The 23,846-nt window shown below is 30.9% G+C and carries 17 protein-coding genes; 11 read left to right on the top strand and 6 right to left on the bottom strand.

The features are described 5' to 3' along the window. Nucleotides 1–128: 128 nt before the first annotated feature. The 4 genes from purE to JJC03_RS01110 all read right to left on the bottom strand — a co-directional run bounded on the left by purE (nt 129) and on the right by JJC03_RS01110 (nt 2,314). Nucleotides 129–611, bottom strand: a complete 483-nt coding sequence (gene purE, locus JJC03_RS01125; RefSeq protein WP_088400238.1) for a 5-(carboxyamino)imidazole ribonucleotide mutase — start codon at nt 609–611, stop codon at nt 129–131. A 57-nt stretch (nt 612–668) separates the two neighbouring features. Next, nucleotides 669–869 (bottom strand): hypothetical protein, encoded by a 201-nt coding sequence (locus tag JJC03_RS01120; protein ID WP_235873835.1) that lies wholly within the window; start codon nt 867–869, stop codon nt 669–671. A gap of 99 nt (nt 870–968) precedes the next feature. After that, complete coding sequence (locus tag JJC03_RS01115) at nt 969–1,130, bottom strand: hypothetical protein (RefSeq protein WP_235873834.1); 162 nt, start codon at nt 1,128–1,130, stop codon at nt 969–971. 26 nt (nt 1,131–1,156) lie between these two features. Next, complete coding sequence (locus tag JJC03_RS01110; RefSeq protein WP_088445020.1) at nt 1,157–2,314, bottom strand: 5-(carboxyamino)imidazole ribonucleotide synthase; 1,158 nt, start codon at nt 2,312–2,314, stop codon at nt 1,157–1,159. 719 nt (nt 2,315–3,033) lie between these two features. Here JJC03_RS01110 and hpt point away from each other — a divergent pair. The 5 genes from hpt (at nt 3,034) to JJC03_RS01085 (ending at nt 7,940) form a co-directional block, all read left to right on the top strand. Next, a complete protein-coding gene (gene hpt, locus JJC03_RS01105; protein WP_088400244.1) occupies nt 3,034–3,567 on the top strand; it encodes a hypoxanthine phosphoribosyltransferase in 534 nt (177 codons plus the stop codon). Between the two features lie 37 nt (nt 3,568–3,604). Beyond that, on the top strand, nt 3,605–4,177 hold the full coding sequence (locus JJC03_RS01100; protein WP_088400246.1) for an adenylate kinase: 573 nt from the start codon (nt 3,605–3,607) through the stop codon (nt 4,175–4,177). Between the two features lie 113 nt (nt 4,178–4,290). Then, nucleotides 4,291–5,574, top strand: coding sequence for a hemolysin family protein (locus tag JJC03_RS01095; protein WP_088400248.1), 1,284 nt, complete (start codon nt 4,291–4,293; stop codon nt 5,572–5,574). Nucleotides 5,575–5,639: 65 nt separating this feature from the next. Further along, complete coding sequence (gene obgE / locus JJC03_RS01090) at nt 5,640–6,647, top strand: GTPase ObgE (RefSeq protein WP_088400250.1); 1,008 nt, start codon at nt 5,640–5,642, stop codon at nt 6,645–6,647. A 36-nt stretch (nt 6,648–6,683) separates the two neighbouring features. Then, nucleotides 6,684–7,940 carry a M43 family zinc metalloprotease gene (locus JJC03_RS01085; RefSeq protein WP_088400252.1) on the top strand — a complete coding sequence of 419 codons (1,257 nt, stop codon included), beginning with the start codon at nt 6,684–6,686 and terminating at the stop codon, nt 7,938–7,940. Nucleotides 7,941–8,522: 582 nt separating this feature from the next. Here the strand turns inward: JJC03_RS01085 and JJC03_RS17085 are convergent. Beyond that, entirely contained in the window at nt 8,523–8,648 is a 126-nt protein-coding gene (locus tag JJC03_RS17085; protein WP_258932053.1) for a hypothetical protein, read from the bottom strand. 91 nt (nt 8,649–8,739) lie between these two features. Then, on the bottom strand, nt 8,740–10,197 hold the full coding sequence (locus tag JJC03_RS01080; protein WP_088445023.1) for a M28 family metallopeptidase: 1,458 nt from the start codon (nt 10,195–10,197) through the stop codon (nt 8,740–8,742). A gap of 548 nt (nt 10,198–10,745) precedes the next feature. Between JJC03_RS01080 and JJC03_RS01075 the strand changes: the two genes are divergently transcribed. The 6 genes from JJC03_RS01075 to JJC03_RS01050 all read left to right on the top strand — a co-directional run bounded on the left by JJC03_RS01075 (nt 10,746) and on the right by JJC03_RS01050 (nt 23,824). After that, complete coding sequence (locus JJC03_RS01075; protein WP_235873833.1) at nt 10,746–11,462, top strand: ribosome-inactivating family protein; 717 nt, start codon at nt 10,746–10,748, stop codon at nt 11,460–11,462. Nucleotides 11,463–11,474: 12 nt separating this feature from the next. Continuing rightward, nucleotides 11,475–12,026: a hypothetical protein gene (locus JJC03_RS01070; RefSeq protein WP_235873832.1), complete on the top strand. Its 552-nt coding sequence runs from the start codon at nt 11,475–11,477 to the stop codon at nt 12,024–12,026. 113 nt (nt 12,027–12,139) lie between these two features. After that, the gene (locus JJC03_RS01065; RefSeq protein ID WP_103715482.1) at nt 12,140–12,655 is read left to right on the top strand and encodes a hypothetical protein; all 516 of its coding nucleotides are present in this window, start codon (nt 12,140–12,142) and stop codon (nt 12,653–12,655) included. Nucleotides 12,656–12,790: 135 nt separating this feature from the next. After that, the gene (locus tag JJC03_RS01060; protein ID WP_088398894.1) at nt 12,791–13,576 is read left to right on the top strand and encodes a hypothetical protein; all 786 of its coding nucleotides are present in this window, start codon (nt 12,791–12,793) and stop codon (nt 13,574–13,576) included. A gap of 79 nt (nt 13,577–13,655) precedes the next feature. Beyond that, nucleotides 13,656–14,141: a hypothetical protein gene (locus tag JJC03_RS01055; protein WP_235873831.1), complete on the top strand. Its 486-nt coding sequence runs from the start codon at nt 13,656–13,658 to the stop codon at nt 14,139–14,141. Nucleotides 14,142–14,143: 2 nt separating this feature from the next. Then, the gene (locus tag JJC03_RS01050; protein ID WP_235873830.1) at nt 14,144–23,824 is read left to right on the top strand and encodes a S8 family serine peptidase; all 9,681 of its coding nucleotides are present in this window, start codon (nt 14,144–14,146) and stop codon (nt 23,822–23,824) included. Nucleotides 23,825–23,846: the final 22 nt, after the last annotated feature.

The raw sequence follows: 23,846 nt of genomic DNA, 5'->3' as shown, positions 1-23,846 counted from the left end.
TAGATATTGATTTAGCCCAATCGGTATTCATTCATGTTTGTGTTATTTTTAAGCTCCAATTGCCACTGGAGCTTTTTTTATGCCGAAATTAAAGAAAAAGGTATAAAAAAATCCCTACAGGGATTTTTCTATTTTTTTAGATTTTCTGCTGCAGTTAGTACAGCTTGTTTTAAGCCTTCCTTATAGGTTATTATTTTATTCAATATGGATTGATTTTGTGATCCTATGATTTGCGCTGCCAAAATTCCTGCATTTTTGGCCCCATTTAAAGCTACTGTTGCTACAGGTACACCACCAGGCATTTGTAAAATCGACAATACTGAATCCCATCCGTCTATCGAATTACTTGATTTTACTGGTACACCTATTACGGGTAACGGACTCATTGAGGCTACCATACCTGGTAAATGTGCGGCTCCACCTGCACCGGCTATAATCACTGCTACATCTCTTTTGTGTGCATTGTTGCTAAAATCAAATAATTTCTCAGGGGTACGGTGTGCAGATACGATATCGACTTCGGTTTCTATTCCAAATTCTGCTAATATATTTATGGCATCCTGCATGACTGGCATGTCTGAAATACTGCCCATTACGATGGCTACTTTCATTTTTAGGCCCCCCTATCCCCCAAGGGGGAATCCTATTAGAGGGAAATAGGTTTTATGTTAATTGGTTTTTATGTTATAATCAAAAACTTCAAAATTACTACTTTCTGATTCTTTTATCAATACGACTTGTTCGGTAGTTTTTCTCTTTTCATACTCTACATATAATTTATATCTAATTGCTAAATTATTGTTGGAATATTCCTTTTCGATAATTTCCTTTTTGATCAATTTACCACAAAAATTGTTTTTTGTTTCCATTATATCTTTAAACTTTACAAAAGGTGTTTTTTTGATAAAACCTAAAACTAATCATTTTACTTAAAAAATTTATATTGTTTTGATTAGAGTAGAAAGAATTTAAAATTTCATCAGGAGTATAAATTTTCTCTTTTTATTTGTTGATTTTGATAATACTTTTCCATTTTTATCTACTACTACTTCATTAACATTTTTTTTATTTTGAGAATGAATTGATAGAGTAGTTAAAAGAAAAAATAAAATTGGTAATTGTATTTTCATTTTTAAAATTTATTTTAAAAAGTTTCCTAAGAACTAATCACTCGAATACTATTTTTTACTTCTTCAGCAATCCGTCTAGCTTCCTTCATATCTTCGTTAACAATGGTAACATGTCCCATTTTGCGGAAAGGTCGTGTTTCGCGTTTTCCGTAAATATGTGGGGTTACACCATCGATAGCCATGATTTTTTCAATGTTTTCATAAATAACTTGTCCAGAATAACCTTCTTCTCCTACTAAATTTACCATAATTCCTGCTGTTTTGCTAGCAGTGCTACCTAATGGTAAGTTTAAGATAGCACGTAAATGCTGTTCGAACTGTGAAGTGTAACTGGCTTCTATACTATAATGACCAGAATTATGTGGTCGAGGAGCTACTTCGTTAACTAAAATTTCATCATTTTCAGTCTGAAACATTTCTACTGCTAATAAGCCAACATGATCCATAGTTTTAGAAACACGAAGTGCAATTTCTTGTGCTTTCTTTGCTAACTCCTCACTTATTCTAGCTGGACAAATAGTATATTCTACTTGGTTGGCTTCTGGATGAAATTCCATTTCTACGACAGGATAGGTTTTAACTTCTCCTTTTGGACTGCGTGCTACGATAACAGCTAATTCATTTTTAAATGGAATAAGGGCTTCTGCCAAGCATTCAACTTCAGGTAAATGAATTAAATCCATTGTTGAACGAACAATTTTTACTCCATTTCCATCATAACCACCTTGAGCAGCTTTCCAAACAAAAGGAAAATCCAATTCATTCTTTTCTAAAGCTTTTTTTAAATCGTTTATATCTACAAATCGTATATAAGCTGAGGTTGGGATATTATTTTCGGTATAAAAATCTTTTTGGCATCCTTTGTTTTGAATTAATCGTAATGTTTTAGGGGAGGGGAAAATAGGTAAGCCATCCTCCTCTAATTTTTCTAGAGCATCTAAGTTTACATGTTCAATTTCAATAGTTAATAAATCAACCATTTTTCCGAATTCATAAACGGTATTAAAATCCATTAAACTTCCTTTATAAAAGGTGTTGCATCCCATTCGTGAGGGAGCTTCTTCATTCGGGTCTAAAATAAATGTTTGGATGTCAAATTTTCGTGTTTCATACAGGAGCATTTTTCCTAATTGACCACCTCCTAATATTCCCAATTTAAAATCGGAAGAAAAATAATAATTCATTGTAGTTGTTGTGTTGTGTTGCGCAAATATACTATTTTTTAAAAACGCATTTAGGTAAAATATTAACACAAAAAAAAATACCCCGTTTGGGAAGGGTATTTTAATGAAAGACGACTTTGGGTTAAAAGTACGCTTTGAAATAAGTAGGGTGTTTGTATAGTTTTTTAGTTTGTTTTGCTTGATTCAAAATTAGAGAAAAATCTGTTAAAGAATATACGGTAAAACCGTATGTTTTGTTAAAGTTTATTTTTCTTGTTTTGGTTGTTAGCTAAAGTGTTGAAATTGAATGTTTTTTGTTGGATTTTTGTTTAATGAAATAGATCGAATTATTTGTCTGTTTATTGTTATTTCTGAATCAAAATAATCATGATAATTATTTTTTAATGTTACTTGTGTTTAAACTAAATTATAAGAAGAAAATGAAGGAATGATGTTTTAACTGTACATGATTTTATTGAATATGTAATTCAAATAGAGATGTTTTGAATTGTTCTTTTTGAATTAGATGAGGTTTTAGTTTTTACTGATTTTAAATTCTGATAAAATATTAAAAGAAATTGTTTGGTTTATTAGTTAATCAAGGGAAAGGTAATAAGTGTTTTAGGTGTTAAAATTGTTTTAAAAGAGTGTGAAAAGTAGATAAAAACTTAAGGGCTAAAAATCTTAAATCTAAAATCTTTATATTATCTTTGCCGTTTATTTTTTTAAACAACACAAAAATGGAGATTAAGTTACACGATAAATATTTTAAACCGTTTATCGGGTTTGAAGAACTTGATTTCGCTATAGCTAATTTAGCCCAGCAAATCAAAAACGATTTTCAAGAAGAAGTACCCGTTTTTATAGGAGTACTCAATGGCTCGTTCATGTTCTTATCAGATTTAATGAAACACTATGACTCTTCTTGTGAGGTTTCCTTTGTGAAATTAGCCTCTTATGAAGGAATTAGCACAACTCATGAAGTAAAACAGTTAATTGGTCTAAATCAAGATTTGCAAGGTAGAAGTGTAGTTATAGTAGAAGATATTGTAGATACAGGGAATACGATAGAGGAGTTAAAAAATATTTTTAAAAATCAGGGAGTTAAAAGGCTGAAGATAGCTACTTTATTTTTTAAACCAGAAGCTTATACAAAAGAGATTAAATTAGACTACGTAGGGATTAGAATACCTAACAAGTTTATTGTGGGGTATGGGTTAGATTATGATGGATTAGGTAGGAATTTAAAAGAAGTGTACCAGTTAGCAGAATAACAATATAAGAATAACAAAATAAAAAATTTAGAATAAAATGATTAATATCGTTCTTTTCGGAAAACCTGGAGCAGGAAAAGGGACTCAAGCTGAATTTTTAACAAAAAAATACAATTTAACCCATTTATCTACTGGAGATATATTCCGTTTTAATATTAAAAGTGAGACAGAGTTAGGAATGTTAGCTAAATCTTATATTGATAAAGGAGATTTAGTGCCAGATGATGTTACTATTAATATGTTACAATCAGAAGTAGAAAAAAATCCTAATTCACTTGGTTTTTTATTCGATGGTTTTCCTAGAACTATTGCTCAAGCAGAAGCACTTGATAGTTTCTTGATAAGTAAAAATCAGACTGTAACAGCTACTATTGCTTTAGAAGCAGATGATGAAATATTAGTACAACGTTTATTAGAACGTGGAAAAACATCAGGACGTACAGATGATCAAGATGAAGAAAAAATAAGAAATAGATACCAAGAATATAATGAAAAAACAGCCCCTTTAATTGGTTATTACCAAAATAAAGGAAGATTTCACGCAGTAGATGGTATTGGAACAATTGAAGAGGTTACAAAACGATTAAGCTCAGTGATAGAGAATTTATAAGATTTAGTTTTTGGTTTTAAGTTTCAAGTTCAAGTGTTATATTTGTAAATAAAATGTTATATTTTAAATGTTTTGTAACTTAAAATCTTGAGTGAATCAAACGAAGATAATTAATGGAAATAGTCATAATATTCTTGCTGATACTGTTAAATGGAGTTTTTTCCATGTCAGAGATCGCACTCATATCAGCAAGAAAAAATAGGTTAGAAACCGCTGCCAAAAAAGGTAATACGAGTGCGAAAACAGCATTGGATCTTGCTAATTCACCAAATAAGTTTTTATCAACTGTACAGATAGGAATTACCTTAATAGGAATTTTAACAGGTATTTATTCAGGAGATAAAATTACACATGATGTACAAGAATTCTTTGCAATTTATCCTATGACTGCTCCGTATTCTAAAAGTTTAGGAACAGGTGTAGTAGTAGTGGTATTAACTTTTTTTTCATTAGTGTTAGGAGAATTGCTACCTAAAAGAATTGGTTTAAATTATCCTGAAATGATAGCAAAAGCTGTAGCTGTACCAATGAAAATGATTTCGGTAATAACGGCTCCTTTTATTTGGTTATTAACCACCTCGACTGAGTTTATATTAAAAGTTTTAAATATTAAACCAACTGCAGACGGTAAAGTTACAGAAGAAGAAATAAAAGCTATTATCAAAGAAGGTACGGAAGGAGGAGAAGTACAAGAAATCGAACAAGATATTGTAGAGCGCGTTTTTCATATTGGAGATAGAAAAGTTAACTCCTTAATGACACACCGTAAATCAGTTGTTTATCTTTCATTAGAAGATCAAGTAAGTGAGTTGAAATTGCAAGTTTTGGAAGAATTACATTCAGTATATCCTGTTTGTAAAGATAACTTAGACAATGTCGTTGGAGTTGTTTTCTTAAAAGATTTATTTGCAAGTTTTGAAAAAGGAGGTGATTTTGATTTACGTTCTATAACAAAAGAGCCCGTTTATTTTATAGAACATACATCTGCTTATAAAGCATTAGAAAATTTTAAAAAGACAAAAGTACATTATGCTTTTGTAACGGATGAGTATGGAGTCCTGCAAGGTATAATTACTCTTAATGATATTTTAGAAGCACTAGTAGGAGATGCCGCAGAGTTTTATGAAGAAGAATTTCAATTAATAGCCAGAGAAGATGGTAGTTGGTTAGTAGATGGACATTATTCATTACATGATTTTTTGACTTACTTTGATATGGATGATTTAATTAATGATTATGAAGTCACAACAGTAAGTGGTTTAATTATGACAGAATTAGGTTCTATTCCTAAAGTAGGAGAAAAACTCATTTGGAATCGAATGGAATTGGAAGTAATAGATATGGATGGAGTAAAAATAGATAAAGTAATTGTTCGTTCATTAAAAGAAATAAATTAGTTTATGATCGCAGTTTTCAGCTATAGCAGTTGAAAACTGCGATTTTGACTGAATAGTAAAAAGTTATGACAGAAGGGAATTTTGTAGATTATGTAAAAATATATGCAGCTTCAGGTAAAGGAGGTAAAGGATCTTCTCACTTACATAGGGAGAAATTTATTGAAAAAGGAGGACCTGATGGAGGTGACGGTGGTCGAGGAGGACATGTTATATTAGTAGGTAATAAGAATCTATGGACATTATTTCATTTAAAGTTTCTAAGACATGTTAAAGCAGGTCATGGAGGAGATGGTGGTTCTTCTCGTTCCACAGGACATGATGGGGAAGATAAATTTGTAGAAGTACCTTTAGGAACTGTTGTAAAAGATAAAGATACAGATGAAGTATTATTTGAAATTACAGAAGATGGACAAAAAGAAATTTTAGTAAAAGGAGGAAAAGGAGGGTTAGGTAACTGGCATTTTAGAAGCGCAACGAATCAGACACCTAGATATGCTCAACCAGGAATGCCAGGTAATGAGATTGATGTTATTCTAGAATTAAAAGTTTTAGCAGATGTAGGTCTAGTAGGGTTTCCTAATGCTGGAAAGTCTACATTATTGTCTGTGTTAACTTCTGCTAAACCTAAGATAGCAGATTATCCTTTTACAACATTAAAACCTAATTTAGGAATTGTAGCATATCGTAATTTTCAATCTTTTGTTATTGCTGATATTCCAGGAATTATAGAAGGAGCAGCAGAAGGTCGTGGCTTAGGACATTATTTTTTACGCCATATTGAACGTAATTCTACTTTACTATTTTTAATTCCAGTTGATGCAGATGATATTAGAGCACAATATGATGTGTTGATTGATGAATTACGTAGGTATAATCCAGAACTTTTAGATAAGGATCGCTTAGTAGTTATATCTAAATCAGATATGTTAGATGATGAGTTAAGGTCAGAAATGAAACAGCAATTAGATCAGGATTTAAAAGGTATTCAATATTTGTTTATTTCTTCTGTAGCCCAACAAGGAATAATTGAGCTAAAAGATAAATTATGGCAAATGCTTAATACGGCAGATTAGATTTTTTTAAAAAAATTAACATATATTATTTAAGTGATGAAGATAAGTTTTAAGTTGTTTTTATTGGTTTCCGTTTTAGGATTTGCACAGAATAGAGAATGTGGTATGCAGTCCTATATGGACAAATATTTAAAAGACTCAAAAAATAGAGCCATTCATTATGATTTACAAGAAAAATTTCAGAAGAGGCTTTTAAAAAATACAACGGAAAAAGCAGAATTAAGTAAGCTGGCTGATCCCATAAAAATACCCGTTGCTGTTCACTTTCCCATGTTAACTTCGGCTACTGAACAAGATAAAAAATGTATATTAGATTTAGTACAAAGCCAATTAGATATATTAAATGCGGATTATAATGCAACTAATAAAGATATTTCTAAATGGAATGAAAACACAAGTCTATATCCTAATATTTTTAGTGGCAAAATGAATGTTCAATTTATTTTGGCTACAAAAAATCACCCAAAAGTAACAGGTTTAATAGATGGTATGCCTGCTATCACTTTTGGAACGAATTTTTTAGGAGGAACTGATTCTGATTTAACATGGAAGGGTTATATGAATTTTGTGATTCGTGATCTTGGTTCTGATGAGTTAGGACATTCCCCTTTAGGAGGAAAACCTTCACAAGGACATACCGTAGTAATTAATACCTATTGCTTTGGTAGTGGAGCAGGTTGTCCCGGATATAAGCCTGCAACAAGATTTAATTTAGGTAGAACATTAACACATGAATTAGGACATTTCTTTAATTTGAAGCATACTTTTGCAAATAATGATGGTTGTGGAGATGATGATGATGGTATAGCAGATACCCCAAAAATTGCTATATCAAGCTCTGGTTGTCCTAAAGTAGGCTCAATTCCAGGATGTGTGCCAAATCAGAAAGCGTTAACTATGAATTATATGGATTATGTAGATGATGCTTGTATGTATATGTTTACAGAAGGACAAGCTCTTGTTATGAAAAGTTATTATGATGTAATATCAAGTCAGTTTGTTAAAAATGTTTTTGACTCAGTTCCAGTAGTTGTAGTTGATCCTCAAGTAAAAAAAGATTTTAGTATTCATCCAGTTCCTCTTGATGATATATTAAATGTCAGATTTGAAAAAGCACCATCTTCTTGTGCTATTCAAATTATTGATAGAGTAGGTAGAATGGTTTATGAAGTAAACGATACGCAAGTAGAAATAGAAGAAAAATATGACATGTCTTTTTTAACAACAGGAGTTTATTTTGTAGTGTTAAAGTTTGATAATCAAGAGGTTATTAAGAAGATAATGAAACGGTAAAAAATATTATGACTGTTCCTAAATAATCAATACAGATTATTAAACAGAAATAGATAAATTAAAGAGGCTGTCCTAAAAGTAAAAAATCAACACACAGTTTGTCACTCCGACGGAAGGAGGATTTTCATAGTCAGTACTATGTGATTTCTCCCCTTGGTCAAAATGACAAGATTGCGGACTTTTTGGACAGCCTCTTTTTATTTTTATAAGTTTTTATTTTAAGTTCAAACTGCTCATATATTTAATTTGGTGTAAGTATATGATTAGACTATGTGGTCTTTTTTCATAATAAAAGATTACTGTTTGTTTTTGTTGTTCTTTAAAGTGTTCGATTGTTCGGGTGATGAATTTTTCGCATATTAATTTGATATTCTTTTTCAACTATATTCATCATCATATCAAAAATGAAAGCTTTTTCTTCTACAAAAGCTTTCTACTTTTCTAATAATTTAACTTTAGCCTCAAGTTCTATTATTTTTGCTCTGGTGATTTTCGCATATTGAGTGGTGTTTGATTTTTCTAATCAAGATTACTAAATTTTCTTAACCAACCTCAAACTGTAGGATTACTTTGAATGTCATACTATTTACGTGATTGAGTAATAGAAATTTTACTTTTTTCTATTTCTTGAACTACTTGTAATTTAAAAGACGTTGTGTAGTCTTTTTGGGTTCGCTTTACATAATCTGATTCTTGAGTGTTTTTCATCACAATTACATTTTGTATCGTTATTTCAAGATAAGACAGTATTAAGATTAAAAAGAGGTAGCTGAAAATTTCAATTACCTCTTTTTTATACTTACCTTTCTAGTTTAAAATTAGGGAGTAAACTTGGTCTTTTTGCTTCATTAGCTACTTTCCAAGAAGTTCGATACATCCATTCAGTCATTTTATGAAGTTTTTTAAAATTAATATTTTCTGATTCATCTTGTGGTGTATGATATTGATGATGTAAAACAGAAGTGAAAAAAACCGCAGGAATACCTATTCTTGCATAAGGAGCATGGTCACTTCTAAAGTAAAAATATTCAGGATGTTCAGGTAAATCCCAATCTTTTAAAAATTTAAACTGAGTACTTTCGTTATTGGCATCAATTGCCATTCGAACTAAATCATCTGAATTTTTATGAGGGTTTTCTCCTCCTAGTAAGGCTGCTTCTTCTAAATTATTACGTCCGATCATATCACCATTTAAAACAGCTACTATTTTTTCTTTAGGTACCACTAAATGTTGTGTATGATAGCGAGAACCTAATAATCCACGCTCTTCTGCTCCATGAAAGACAAATAATATACTACGTTTTGAAGGTTGTTTTTGATATGCTCTGGCCATTGCAAGCATTGCAACACAAGTACTGGCATTATCATCAGCACCATTGTAAATACTATCATTCATCACCACGTGTCGAATTCCGTCATGATCTTGATGTCCACTGATTAAAACATATTCTTCCTTAAGTTTAGGATCTGTGCCTTCTATTTTTCCTATTAAGTTTACAGATGGATATTGGTAAGTTTCAGTTTCTAAACGAATCTCAATTTCTGGATTTTTAATTAACCATTCCTTATTAGATCTTTTTATCCAAAATAAAGGTAAAGTGTTTTCAACTTTATCGCGTAAACCCTCTATTCCATAAATACCTCTTGTCATTTGAGGGAGTACTTCTGGCCAACTTTTTTCTGAAATATCATCTGTAATGAAAATAATTCCTTTACCTCCTAGCTTTTTTACTTCATTATAATATTTTGTTTTGATGAAACCGGGATAACGACGTTCAAAAAGTGTCATTTCTTTTTGAATGTTCGCGTCTGAAATTTCAATTGCAACTATTTTTCCTTCTATGTTTTTTGAAGCTAATTCATTTGGTTCCGCCTTTCCTACATAGATAATAGTAGTTTTTAGATCTGCATTTACTACATCAGCGACTAAAATATCTTTCCAAAGCTTTAGGTTTTTATCGCCTATTTTTATGTAACTATTAGGGCTTATTTGATGGCGGTACATATCGAAGAATTGATAATAAGTACCAAATTCACCTGCGGGTTGCATACCCGTTTCCTTCATTTTATTTGTAAACCAAGTGGATACTTTTAGTTCGTCTAATGTGCCTGCTTCTCGTCCTAAAAATTGATCTCCTGCTAGTTGATACATATCCGTTCGAAGGTCTTTTTCTTTAATTGCTTCGATTAAGGGTTTTTTATATTCCTGTGCTTGCGCTGAAAAAGCAGCTAAATAAATCCATAAGATTTTTTTCATCTTTATTTATAATTGAATTAAAATATTTTTTAAAGTATGTTTAATTTTCTAAACGTCCAATTTAGAAAATATAGTTTTCATAATATTTGTATTTATTGAAATATTTTAAAAGTTCTTTTAATAATAAAAGTTAGAAAGAAGTATATTCTATAGAATTTAATACGTTTTATTTTGTACTAATTAGGAGTATAAAAGTTATTGTTTTTATATTCTTAAGTTGAAAATATTCGATACATCAAAGAAAATAAAATATAAAAGTTGAGTAATAATGAATTCAAATATCCTCTAAACTTAAAAAAAGAAAATAACGGAATTATCATGTAAAGTAAGTGTTTTTAATATAATTATAAGAGTACAGTAGATAATTTTAATGATCTAAAAAATGATAAGTGTAAAAAAGATTATTGATGACTGGTTAGAATGATTTCTATTATTGTTGGAAACTAATAGATAATCAGTTAGTTACTTTGTGGTTTTTTAGTTTTTGTATATAATTAAAAAAACTTTTTGTTTACTTTTACCTTGTTAATCAAATAAAATTTGTGCATATGTTAAAAACTTTATTACTGGTCTGTTTGCCTTTTGTATTTTCTAATATTATTGAAAAAAAAGAAATTAGTAGAAAAAAGATTTATCAAATAGATAGATCAGATGTAAAAAAGACTAGAGTTTTAGGAGTCTTTGATTTAAATCTAGAACCAACCGCTTATTCTTCTAATATCCAAAGTATAAGAGATGCTTTTAGAGGAAATGCTAATATTGCTAACGTATTAAAGGTTAATATTAAAATTAATGAGGCTACTTGTCTTTTGTATCTTAATGCAGCTTTTGAAAGTAGAGCCTGTATTCCTGCCCCAAATGCTTCATTATACGTTGTAGGATTTAAGGGAGGAGATGGAAAAGATTATTTATTTAATATAGAACCTTTTCCTAATATAGAGTTAAAAGGCCTTAATAGTGTTACTCTTTCAGTAGATGGTTCTTATAGAAGTTTAGGTTGTGCTTCTTCACTACCTATCATTAATAAGGCTGAATTGGAAACCCTAGTTAGGACTATTAGTGGTTTTAAAGGGGCGGTAGTTTCCTCTGCGTTATCTTCCGCATTAACTAAAATTATTATTATGACTTGTGAGGCATCTCGTTTTAAGTCAGTTGAAACAGATGTATATAATATGTTAAGAAGCTCTACTCCTTTTGACGCATCAACTCGTTATGATATGATTAAAAGATGGAATACAACGTTACTAGGAGATAATAATTTTTAATTTTTTAAACTTATGAGATTTTATATAGTACTTCTGTTTTTTATAAGTGGATTTTCACAAGATCCTTGTAGTCGTTTTGCTATTATATCTTCTGCTTTTCAAACGAATCAACAAAAAGAGGAATTAAGAGAATATATAGATAGAGCAAAAGATGCTATTAAGGAATTTATATCAAGTAGTGGAGGATCATGTGCTGATGCTATACGTGTTAAATCGGTACTGTCTTCTAAGGGTTTTTCAGTAGGTAGTGGAGCCACTTTTGCTTATTGGAAATGGCATTATCCACAATATGAATCGTATAATCATACTGCTGTAACCATAATTTTTAAAGGAAAAGAATACATACTAGATCCCACTCATAAGCAATTTAGAGGAGTTGATCCTTTAGATGAAGATATCATTTGCCTTCCAGCTGCTGATTGGATGAAAGAATTAGTTACAAGAACTAAAGGGCAAAATCCAGTTTTAGAACATCAGTTACGTAGTGGAGAGTCATTATATGCTTTTGTTTGTCCTGAATGTACTAAACCTAAATTAACTGAACAACAAAAAAAAAGCTGTTGAAGAATTTGACAGATTAGATGATATACGATTAAAAGCTCAAATTAGAAGAGAGATTAACGATAGAAGGCAAGAGCGTTGTGTTATTTTTTAACTTTTTACTCCCATGTAATTTTATGAAAAAAAATATTTTTACTTTATATTTTTTATTTTTCTCCTTTTTTGCTTTTGCACAAAATGGTTTTTATCCTGTTATGGATCCTATAAAATCAACTAATAGCCATTGTTTAACTGAAAATTGTTATTACTGTTCTACAGCAGCATTGTTAAATACAACCGTTACAGATTTAGTAGCATCAACAGGAATTATGCAGCAAGATACGGCTCAAATAGATGAAATTATTGATTTGTTTAGAAATGCTGGAGTTAGTGTACGCTGTATTACAGATTTAGATGAAGCTACAGCTTATTGTCTTCTTTCAACTTTACCGAATGGACAAAGTGCAGGACTAGCTTATACTCGTCAAGGAGGGAGCGGACATATGATCGTAGTTACTCGTGATACAGGATATTATAATAATGGTGTTAATCCTGGTTTAAAATGTATTGATTATCAGTCAAACCCACCCAGAATTACAGGTTTTCCATATGAAGGAGGTAATTTAGTTTATAATATATTTGCTAAAAATTAAATAATGAATAAAAAAGCTATTTAATTAAAAAAAAGTTTAAAATATAAAAAATTGTAGAAAATATTCTACAATTTTTTTTTATACATATTTTATGTGAATTGTAACTTTATAGTATTATGTTAAAAAAAATATAAAATGAATCAAATTTTACCTAAACCTACTATCCCCCTACTTTTAGGGACCGTTTTTTCTCTTTTTGCATTTAAAAATGTATATCAAAAGAGTAGTTTTGATCCTGAAGTTCAGCGGGATATACAAATTTTAAAAAGCCATAGTTTTGTAGTTTCAAATCCTCATCTTGCTATTGCAATTCGAGATGCACTACGAGATATTAAATTAGTTACTTCATTAAACAGAGAAGATACTAGACAAGGAGGTTCTACAATTTGTAAATACGATGCTGAAATAGGCTTACCTAAAAATTATCTTATTGGTTACTCTAAAAATAGTGCAGGGACTCTTTTACATGAATTAGTTCATGTTTCAGTAAATCAAAAATTTCTTCAAGATTTTGTTAATTACAAATCTCCTATAGCTCAGAATCCTCATATACCTCAGTACACTTCTGACGGAGTCAGATTAAATGAAAATTTAAGACAAACTAAATGGATGGACCAAACTGAAAATGCTAAGCGAACATTACAAATGCAGCAAATTGCTAGTTTGGCGGATGCTTGTACAAAATTAAAACCTGAAGTTAAGGCTTATATAAAAGATAAATGTAGTTATGCGTCTATAAACCCACATATTGAATACTCAACTACTGTAGTTCAATTAGCTTATTATATGTTTTTACAAGGGTTTCCTGTAAAAAATGCCCCTGTAAATACACCAGAAAATAATTTATATGTAGAAATTGATAAAGCATTAATAGAAGATTTAAAAGCGCGTAATGTTATATCAACCTCATGTTCACTTTAATCCCCATAAAACTAAAATAAACTAAATTTAACCTAATTTATATGCGATTATTTTTATTTTCCCTTTTACTGGGCTGTCTTTGCAAGCGCAGTCAAAAATCCCTGTGGTATATGCCACCTCTACTGTTGAAGCAGAATCTATTCAAGCTCCTAATAATTTAGATTATGCTTATGATGATGATGTTAATTCAGCTTATCATTCTAAATGGTCTATTAGTGGAGTACCAAACACACTACAATTTTATTTGAGTAACACATGCTCAAGTGTTAGTAAGTTAATTTATAAACCTAGGCGTTTAGGACTAAATGGGATTTTTACAAAAGTTACTATATCATATAGTCTTGCTAGTGCACCCACCGTTTTTATTCCAATACCAGCAGGAAATAATGGAGAATTTACTTGGATTGCGGATAATATGGATAAAGTTATTAATTTATCACAACCTATTAACAATCCAGCAATTTTTAAATTTGAAGTAAGTCAAGCATTTGGCAATTTTACAAGTTGTGCTGAAATGGAGTTTCAAGGAGTAGTTATTGGTTCAGGGATTAAAACATGTAATTAAATATGAGACATAAAATTTTATTTTTTTTACTGTTTAACCTGTCCTCCTTTTCTCAAATTCAAACAAATACTTTAGAAACAGGATTTTTTGGACCTTTCATGCCACAACAAAATGTTTTGTGGAATTCAATTCAAACTAAAAAAGAAGCCTTTGATAAAAAAATACAAAAAGAATACGATTTAATAAAAGATTGTCCAAATAAAGCTAATTTGGATACACTTAATGGAAAATTAATTTATGAAGAACTTGTTAATAATACAATAAAAGCTAATAAGGCTTCACGATTTGACGCATTAGGACACGATTATATAAATGAGCAAATAGCTAAATATATTAATGGTGCTAAGTCTTTTGGCTCCGTAATTATTTCTGAGATAGGAGGTTTTGCGGATATAGCAAGAGATTATTTTAAAAATTTTAAAGATAATTTTCGTGAAATAGGAGGTATTCATGCTATAGATGAACATGCCGAGGATGTTACAGCTGTTATGATGGGAGGTGATCCTGCCAAGTTTCAACGTGGTGTTTTTGTTGGTAAAAATACTAGTAATAACATTATAGGTCAGTATTCCGTTAGTGGAGGAATAGGTTCCTTAAGAGATTATAAAGATGAATTAAAAAAAGATCCTACAAAATTTTTTACTATTAATTGTTCATGGGGAGCTCCTTTTCAATGGACAATTTCAAAAGGATTACCTTATTGGCGTGGAGGTTTTAACGGAGATGATTATCGTGATAGATTGAAAGATATATCCTATAAAGAAAAAGAGTATAACCAATTTGCTTACCTGAATAATAATCAAGCAGTAATGCTATTTGCAGCAGGAAATCATGGACATAGAGGATCTGAAGAAATTGATTCAAAAATACAAATAGGTTCAGATATCTATGTAGATGATCAAAACGGGAAAAAGATTAAAATCCCTTATGGAAGTAATGGTGTATTATATCCAAAACCTTCACAAATTACAGGATCTATTAATTCTTATGCAGGAGGAAAAAATCTTATAACTGTAGGTGCTACAAGTATGTTAAATGATGCTGGAGACTATGCTATAACAGAATATACTTCTATTGGTCCTACTACGGATGGACGTATTAAACCTGATATTTGTGCGGAAGGACAAACTATTAATTTTAATTTTCAAAAGGCAGAAGGGACATCATTTGCTACGCCACTAGTTAGCTCAATTGTTTCTGCATTTTCAGAAGAATATAAAGCAAACAATGGTTTCTATCCTACAGCCACAACAATTAAAGCTTCTTTGATTAATAGTGCATTAGATATAGGAGATCCAGGTCCTGATTATACGTCTGGTTGGGGACAGTGTAATGGTGAAGAATTATTTCGATATTCAGCTAAAAATGCTTTAGTTATTCAAGATATAAAGACACTAAGAGCTAGTTCTGAAATTATATATCAAATACCATTATATTATCCTGGAGGAGATGTACCTAAAATTACAGCAGCATGGATGGATGAAGATTCAGGATTTGGATTAAATGCTAATTTAGATCTGACATTACAATCTCAACAAGGAGACGTTTATCTACCTTATTTGTTAGATGCTAACAACCCTAAAAGTCCTGCTACTAATGGTATAGATAAGATTAATACCGTAGAACAAATTTCTCCAGGATTCTTATCAAAAGGATATTATACTCTTATTGTTAAAGGAGAATCTTTAAAAAGAAACCAGCTTAATTGTCCTTTAAGTATCGTTATGTCTGGTTTTTTACCTTATGTTGATATAGATATGGATGTAGCTAATACACAAGGTAATGTTGGAGACTTATTTAAAATAGGTTTTGTGCAACAAGCAAATCCATTAGATAACAAAGTTCAAACCGTAGAATTTGTCAAAGCAGTTTTAACTAATAAAAAATCGGGGAATAATTATGAGTTAAGTAAAGATTCTTCTTTATGTCTATTGGGAGATGTATGTTTTTCTAAAGGATTAAGTGAAATAGGACAATATGATGTAGAAATTTTTATAAAAGTTATCAATACAGATGGTTTGGTAGTAGAATCCTCTCGAAAATTTACAAGAGTATATGAAGTAATTGGGAAATTTACAATGCCTACAGTTGATTTTGATGTTCCAGATCTAGAGCTAGTTCCAGGTCAATTTGAATCCGCTTATATAAATATTCAAGCAGAAGATACAGACTCAAATAACTATCCTCAAAAATTTGATTTATTTTTAAATTATAATGGAAAAGAAATTCAATTAGGAGGGCAAGAATTAAAATGTAAAGGAGACTTCATAAGTAAAAAAATTGAGATAAACTTTCCTGGAACTTTCTATTTTACAGTAAAAGATAACTTAAACAACAGGAATTTAGATTCAAATAAGGAAACTTTATCTTATGCCTTTACAGTTGCAGATAAGAAACTATTATTAGATTTTACCCAACCTGATTGTGAAGATAATTTTAAAGTTTTAGTTAAAAATCCTTCGCCAGATATTACAGATTATGAATGGACTAAATTTTCTGCTTCAGGAACTACTATTACAGACAAGACCGTTCTTAGTGAGTTGCCTTTAAAAAATAGTGACTATACAGCTGTAAAGGTTAAAGAAAATTCAAAAAATAATTATTTTATAATATCAGATCAAACCTTTAAAAAATTTTTACGTTATAATGATAATAACGGAACAAATTTTAAGCCAACGGTAGAAGAATATAAACAAGATCCAACTGTACTATTACCAGGAGATTTCGCTTTTTATTATGATACAGCTAATCGAAAAATTATTTCTAAGTCTAATAAGAATTATGCTTTAAAATTCGTTGGAAATTCTGTGATTTGTACAACAATTGATCAAGCTGATTTTTTTGATCTAACAAGAGATAGTAATAAAAATGTACTTTATGCTGTAAAGAATACTACAACAAATAGTTATTTAAATATTACAAAAGAAGGTACAATAGAAATATCATCTGCAGAAAAAAAGATAATGTTGTCTATGGGCCTAAAGTCTACACCAAGTAATTCGGATAAAATAGATTTGCCAAATTCAGAAATACCAGCTATTAGCTTATTAGAAACAACTACAGAAATTTGCCCAACAAAAGGAACGAGCTCTTTTACATTAACAGCTCAGGCTACTGATCCTAGTAAACAAACTGTACTTCAGAATTTATTATCTTCAAACCCTAATGCAAGTGTTCAATTTGTTAAAGACGGAGTTATTCAACAGAATAGTAAATCATTAACTGCTACAGGTACTAGTTCGGGTATTTATCAAGCAGTTGTAACTACAGGTTCCTGTTATAAACGTTCTGAAGCAGACTTTGTAAAATCATGTAATCAAGAAGAAAACGAAGCATATGATAATACACCTAAACCAGGTCCTGGAGGAGGAGCGTTAGTAGCAATAGCAGGAGCAGCGGGAGGTGCTATAGCCAGTGCAGGTCAGTTTGTAGTAGGGATATTGGGGGGCTTATTTGCTATACCAAGTGGTTTTGTACCTAATATTCCGAATGGAAATGTTTTGAAAACACGTTTTAATACTCTTAAAATTGAAGATAATGTTAATACAATCTTTACTAATTCATACAACGAATATAAAGATTATGACTTAGGAGCCAGTTCTAAAATGGCCTTAACGTCAGGCGTAGATTACTATTTTTCAGTTGCTCAAATCAATAATGATGGGACAAACAATTTTAATAAACCTAAGTTTTTTATTGATTTAAACAATGATGGTGTCTTAGCTGCTAGTGAAGACGTGTTATTTAAATCAGTATTGGTTTCAGGACGATATAAATTTACACTACCAACTAATTTAACCGTTAATACTTCTACTAAGGCTCTCTTTTACGCATCGTCTAGTGGAGCTAAACAAGAAATATTATTAAAATTACAATTAGAAGTTAAGACAAAATTTACAAAGATTGAAGTAAAAGAAACAGGAGGAACAACCCTTTTTACATATAATTTTCCAAACCCATATAGCGGATATGCTAATTATGATATCAGTTCAGTAGCTCCAGTAGCTATTTATACAACAGGTCAGACATATCAATTTTTACCTAATCAAATAAATAGTGATGGAACAACATCCTATGATAAACCAAAATTTTTTGTTGATTTAAATGGAGATGGAATTTTACAAAATTCAGAAGATCTATTATTAAATAGTAGTTTAATAGCTGGTCGTTATGATTTTCAGTTACCTCCATGTTATATTAATGGTAGTTCTGTTTTAGCTAAATATGTAGCTATTGCAGGTACTTCAAAACAAGAAATTTTATTTAAAGTAGGGTTGTTAAAAACCCGTTTTGATCAGATTACTATTACTAATTCTTCAGGAATTAAAATATATGATAAACGTTTTGTTGGTGCCTATTCCGGATATTCAGATTTTGATCTATCTAGCGAAGCTACTTATAGCTTTTATAAAGTAGGAGAAACATATAAGTTTATTTCAACTCAACAAAATGGAGATGGAACAACTGTTTATGGGAAACCGAAATTTTTTATTGATTTAAATGCTGATGGAATATTACAAAGAGATGAAGACGTCCTTTTAAATAGTAACTTTCAGAACGGAGGTTATAATTTTCAATTACCATCTTCACTCAGTTATGGTAATGCAATATTGGCTAAATATGTGGCTATTTCAGGAAGTGCTAAACAAGAAATTACTTTAAGAATACAATTAGGTCTTAAAACAAAATTTAATTCCATTCAGATTAATGATTCTAGTGGTGTTTCTATGTTTAATTATAATTTTCAAACTCCTTATAATGACTATGCTAATTACAATATATCTTCAGTTGCTCCAGTTGTAAATTATACAGCAGGTCAGATTTATCAATTTGTATCAACTCAAATGAATAATGACGGAAGTCAAGTATTTGGTAAACCCAAGTTTTATATTGATATAAATGGAGATGGGATTTTACAAAATGATGAAGATGTTTTATTAAATAGTAGTTTAGTAAATGGATATTATGAATTTCAGTTGCCAGAATGTTTTGTTATTGGTAATTCTGTTTTGTCAAAAATTATAGGCGTATCTGGTTTAGCATCACAAGAAATAACGCTTCAGATAGGGCTTTTTAAAACAAGATTTAATCAAATACTCATTACAGAATCTTCTGGTATAAAGATGTATGATAAACGTTTTGTGGGGTATTATGAATCTTATTCTGATTATGATATGTCTTCTAATTCTAATTATAGTATATTAAAATCAGGAGAAACGTATACATTTAGTTCAACTCAGCTCAATAGTAACGGTTCTGCTATTTTTGGTAAACCAAAATTCTATATAGATTTTAATAGAGATAATAATTTTGCAGAAGATGAAAATGTATTAAACAATGCAATCTTAAAAAATGGTAACTACGATTTTGTAATTAATCAAAAAAAGACCACAGGAAGTTATAAAGCTATGTATGTAGCTATAAGCGGGCAGGCTCGACAAAAAATTAAATTCAATATTGATTATAAATTTGTTCCTAACTTTTCAATTGCAATATCTGATAATCCTAAATTATGCGTGAGTGATAGTCATAAATATTTAGTTAATATTACAGGTGATACCGCTATTAATTATCAGTACACTTGGTATCTTAATAACGTACGTCAATCAGTTACTACTTCTGATATTACTTTTACAGGTACCACTCTAAATAATAGAGATGTATTAAAATCAGTGGTCTTTTCAGATTTAGATCCTACTACTATAAAAGAAACTTCAATAGTAATTGAAAAACAAACGTCGCCTTCAAACATTATCATTAATGGTTTACGTCCTTTCTGTTCAAATGATGATAACCTACCTCTAATTTTGAATGTTACCGGAGGTACAGGAACATTTATTTATAAATGGTTTAAGAATGGAGTTAAATTAGTAGAAGGAACAGATATGTCAGCTTTTGCTATTATTCCTAGAGAATGGTCAAATGATGATCGTATAAAAGCATCAGTATCATATCAATGTGCATTAGGAAATTGGGTAGAAACTTTTTCACAAGAATATTCAATAGTTAAAAATGTATCACCAAGCGTTGTATCAGTAAGCGGCCTACGCGGATTTTGTAATTCAGATTCTATAATTTTATCAGCAAATGTAACAGGCGGTTCAGGAAAATTCTATTATTATTGGACTAAAAATGGTACACGTGTATCAGAGGGTTACGAAAACTCTAATTATACCTTACAAGGCGGTCAGTGGAATAATGGAGATAAATTAAAATTAGTAGTAAGTTATCAGTGCGTATCAGGTAGTTGGGTAGAAACCCCTTCACAAGAATACACTGTAGAGAAATATACTTCACCAAGCTCTATAGCGGTAAATGGTTTAGTACCATTTTTAGATAGCGAAAGTCTGAACTTAAGCCTAACACAAACAGGAGGTACAGGTCGTTACTACTACTATTGGACTAAAAATGGAGTTCGTGTTTATGAAGGTTATGATCGATCGACATATACCTTACAAGGGACTCAGTGGTCAAATGGGGATAAACTGCGAGTAGGTATTGCCTATCAGTGTGTAGCAGGTAATTGGGTAGATGTTTTAACTACAGAATATACAATAGATAAACGTAGTTACCCAACAGCCGTTTCTATGTCAGGATTAGGGATATTGAGTGATTGTGAAAGCTCCTATAGGATTACGCCAGTAGTGACAGGAGGATTAGGATTAGATCGCTTATACTATATATGGTATAAAAATGGTCAGCGAATAACAGAAGGTTTTGATAAGACCAGTTATACAGTAGATAATGCAGGTTGGTCTCATGGAGATAAACTAAAATTACAAGTAGATTATTTAACTCGTATAGGCGGTTCTTGGTCAAATTTATATTCACAAGAAGCGGTCATTAATAAAAAGAGTTCACCAAGTTTAGTTACCGTTACAGGTTTAAAACCATTATGTGACTCAGAAACCATTGGGTTATCAATGAACTTAACAGGAGGTTCGGGTAATTTATATTACTATTGGACTAAAAATGGAGTAAAAGTATCATCAGATGATGCCTTACAATATAACTTAAAATGGAATGAATGGTCTCATGGCGATAAATTAAAAGCAGTCGTTACCTACCAATGTGCTAACGGGACATGGAAAGATGTTTTTTCACAAGAATATTCAATAGTTAAAAATGTATCACCAAGCGTTGTATCAGTAAGCGGCCTACGCGGATTTTGTAATTCAGATTCTATAATTTTATCAGCAAATGTAACAGGCGGTTCAGGAAAATTCTATTATTATTGGACTAAAAATGGTACACGTGTATCAGAGGGTTACGAAAACTCTAATTATACCTTACAAGGCAGTCAGTGGAATAATGGAGATAAATTAAAATTAGTAGTAAGTTATCAGTGCGTATCAGGTAGTTGGGTAGAAACCCCTTCACAAGAATACACTGTAGAGAAATATACTTCACCAAGCTCTATAGCGGTAAATGGTTTAGTACCATTTTTAGATAGCGAAAGTCTGAACTTAAGCCTAACACAAACAGGAGGTACAGGTCGTTACTACTACTATTGGACTAAAAATGGAGTTCGTGTTTATGAAGGTTATGATCGATCGACATATACCTTACAAGGGACTCAGTGGTCAAATGGGGATAAACTGCGAGTAGGTATTGCCTATCAGTGTGTAGCAGGTAATTGGGTAGATGTTTTAACTACAGAATATACAATAGATAAACGTAGTTACCCAACAGCCGTTTCTATGTCAGGATTAGGGATATTGAGTGATTGTGAAAGCTCCTATAGGATTACGCCAGTAGTGACAGGAGGATTAGGATTAGATCGCTTATACTATATATGGTATAAAAATGGTCAGCGAATAACAGAAGGTTTTGATAAGACCAGTTATACAGTAGATAATGCAGGTTGGTCTCATGGAGATAAACTAAAATTACAAGTAGATTATTTAACTCGTATAGGCGGTTCTTGGTCAAATTTATATTCACAAGAAGCGGTCATTAATAAAAAGAGTTCACCAAGTTTAGTTACCGTTACAGGTTTAAAACCATTATGTGACTCAGAAACCATTGGGTTATCAATGAACTTAACAGGAGGTTCGGGTAATTTATATTACTATTGGACTAAAAATGGAGTAAAAGTATCATCAGATGATGCCTTACAATATAACTTAAAATGGAATGAATGGTCTCATGGCGATAAATTAAAAGCAGTCGTTACCTACCAATGTGCTAACGGGACATGGAAAGATGTTTTTTCACAAGAATATTCAATAGTTAAAAATGTATCACCAAGCGTTGTATCGGTAAGCGGCTTACGCGGATTTTGTAATTCAGATTCTATAATTTTATCAGCAAATGTAACAGGCGGTTCAGGAAAATTCTATTATTATTGGACTAAAAATGGTACACGTGTATCAGAGGGTTACGAAAACTCTAATTATACCTTACAAGGCAGTCAGTGGAATAATGGAGATAAATTAAAGTTAGTAGTAAGTTATCAGTGCGTATCAGGTAGTTGGGTAGAAACCCCTTCACAAGAATACACTGTAGAGAAATATACTTCACCAAGTTTAGTTGCAATTACAGGGTTACGCTCATTATGTAATTCAGAAGAGTTATCTTTAAGAGCTAATCTTACAGGAGGCTCTGCTAATTTTTATTATTATTGGACTAAAAATGATGTACGAGTTTACGAAGGATACGGCAGAAATACCTATCTACTAAAAGCATCAGAATGGTCTCATGGAGATAGGATACGATTAGTAGCTAGCTATCAGTGTGTATCAGGAGCTTGGATTGAAACATCTTCACAAACTTATGTAGTAGAAAAAACTACCTCACCAAGTTTAGTTGCAATTTCAGGTTTACGTTTATTATATGGCTCTGGAGATCAATCCTCTTTAAATGCAAATCTTACAGGAGGAACGGGTAGCTTTTATTATTATTGGACTAAAAATGGTTCAAGAGTTTATGAAGGATACGGTAGATCTACTTACACATTAAAAGGATCCGAATGGTCTAATGGAGACAGAATAAAATTAGTTGCTAGTTACCAATGCGTATCTGGAGCTTGGATAGAAACTCATTCTCAGGAATATACAGTGCAAAAAGTAGAAAGACCTAACTTAGTATATGACTATAGTTATGCTTGGCCTGGTTTTCATCAGTTTTTATGGAAATACCCTGATGGACAAATTGTTAAGGGAAGAGATGTTGCAGAAGTAACTTGGAGTTGGAATCAAATGGGATTTCCAGATCAAAATTATACTAGAACATATTATCCTGGAGAAACAGATGGTATAATGGAAAGTAGAAGTACATTTTTAATGAATTGTATTTTAAGTAGAGGGAATGTAACTTCTACCATTAAAATGAAAGATGGTAGAGTTTACGTTACAAGAATCTACGTTCCATGTTATGGAGGAGATAGTCCTCTGTATCAAGAAACATCTAGATTAAATCAAAATGTAAATATCAACCATGATTGTAAAATTTATCCAAATTACATTTCTCAAAGTGAAGAGGTAATAACATTAGATTGTGATAATTATGACGATATTAAAACGATTGCTTTAATCAATGCAATTGGACAACGTTTTGAATTGAAATTTGATAGACTAGCTAAGAAAATTTATTTACCAGCAAATATGAAAAATGGTATGTATTATATTAACTTAGAAAAATACCAATCAGAAAGTTCAGTTTATAAAATATTAGTGAAATAAATTATATAAATGATTTTTATAA

Origin of the sequence: Flavobacterium oreochromis (genome assembly GCF_019565455.1) — a bacterium.
Taxonomy (GTDB): Bacteria; Bacteroidota; Bacteroidia; order Flavobacteriales; family Flavobacteriaceae; genus Flavobacterium; species Flavobacterium oreochromis.
This window is presented reverse-complemented; position numbering and strand designations above follow the sequence as displayed.

Bases quoted from the DNA above. Each gene is read 5' to 3' on its own strand.
- JJC03_RS01110 (WP_088445020.1), bottom strand. From the start codon at position 2,314: ATGAATTATTATTTTTCTTCCGATTTTAAATTGGGAATATTAGGAGGT.
- hpt (WP_088400244.1), top strand. From the start codon at position 3,034: ATGGAGATTAAGTTACACGATAAATATTTTAAACCGTTTATCGGGTTT.
- JJC03_RS01050 (WP_235873830.1), top strand. From the start codon at position 14,144: ATGAGACATAAAATTTTATTTTTTTTACTGTTTAACCTGTCCTCCTTT.
- JJC03_RS01085 (WP_088400252.1), top strand. From the start codon at position 6,684: ATGAAGATAAGTTTTAAGTTGTTTTTATTGGTTTCCGTTTTAGGATTT.
- obgE (WP_088400250.1), top strand. From the start codon at position 5,640: ATGACAGAAGGGAATTTTGTAGATTATGTAAAAATATATGCAGCTTCA.
- JJC03_RS01100 (WP_088400246.1), top strand. From the start codon at position 3,605: ATGATTAATATCGTTCTTTTCGGAAAACCTGGAGCAGGAAAAGGGACT.
- JJC03_RS01060 (WP_088398894.1), top strand. From the start codon at position 12,791: ATGAATCAAATTTTACCTAAACCTACTATCCCCCTACTTTTAGGGACC.
- JJC03_RS01115 (WP_235873834.1), bottom strand. From the start codon at position 1,130: ATGAAAATACAATTACCAATTTTATTTTTTCTTTTAACTACTCTATCA.
- JJC03_RS01120 (WP_235873835.1), bottom strand. From the start codon at position 869: ATGGAAACAAAAAACAATTTTTGTGGTAAATTGATCAAAAAGGAAATT.
- JJC03_RS01065 (WP_103715482.1), top strand. From the start codon at position 12,140: ATGAAAAAAAATATTTTTACTTTATATTTTTTATTTTTCTCCTTTTTT.
- JJC03_RS01075 (WP_235873833.1), top strand. From the start codon at position 10,746: ATGTTAAAAACTTTATTACTGGTCTGTTTGCCTTTTGTATTTTCTAAT.
- JJC03_RS17085 (WP_258932053.1), bottom strand. From the start codon at position 8,648: ATGAAAAACACTCAAGAATCAGATTATGTAAAGCGAACCCAAAAAGAC.
- JJC03_RS01095 (WP_088400248.1), top strand. From the start codon at position 4,291: ATGGAAATAGTCATAATATTCTTGCTGATACTGTTAAATGGAGTTTTT.
- purE (WP_088400238.1), bottom strand. From the start codon at position 611: ATGAAAGTAGCCATCGTAATGGGCAGTATTTCAGACATGCCAGTCATG.
- JJC03_RS01080 (WP_088445023.1), bottom strand. From the start codon at position 10,197: ATGAAAAAAATCTTATGGATTTATTTAGCTGCTTTTTCAGCGCAAGCA.
- JJC03_RS01070 (WP_235873832.1), top strand. From the start codon at position 11,475: ATGAGATTTTATATAGTACTTCTGTTTTTTATAAGTGGATTTTCACAA.